Annotated in this window: 1 pseudogene; it reads right to left on the reverse strand. The window is 66.3% G+C overall.

Going from position 1 to position 306, the window contains the following annotated elements:
- Positions 1-306, reverse strand: a pseudogene (locus tag BST12_RS29830) (TetR/AcrR family transcriptional regulator); the annotation flags it as partial.

A 306-nucleotide genomic window follows, 5' to 3' on the forward strand; every position in this document is an offset into this window, starting at 1 on the left:
CCCCGCGCGTGCGCGTCGCGCACCAGCGGCCGTAGCACGTCCAGGTAGTGGCGGTGCAGGACGCTGCGCACGCTGATGCGGGCATCGGTGTCGACCTCCAGGGTCGCCGCAGCATGCAACGCACGTTCCCGAGGATGCTCGGCGAAGTAGGCGACCCAGCCATCGAGCAGGTCGGTGAGGAATTCGAAGAACGGCCGGTTCGGGTCCAGCTCGCGGATCAGGTCCTCCATGTAGGAGCGGACTCGCTGGCTGGCGATGTCGGCAATAAACGCGTAGAGGTCGCGCTTGTCCGCGAAGTACTGGAAC

The organism is Mycobacterium angelicum, from assembly GCF_002086155.1.
Classification (GTDB): domain Bacteria; phylum Actinomycetota; class Actinomycetes; order Mycobacteriales; family Mycobacteriaceae; genus Mycobacterium; species Mycobacterium angelicum.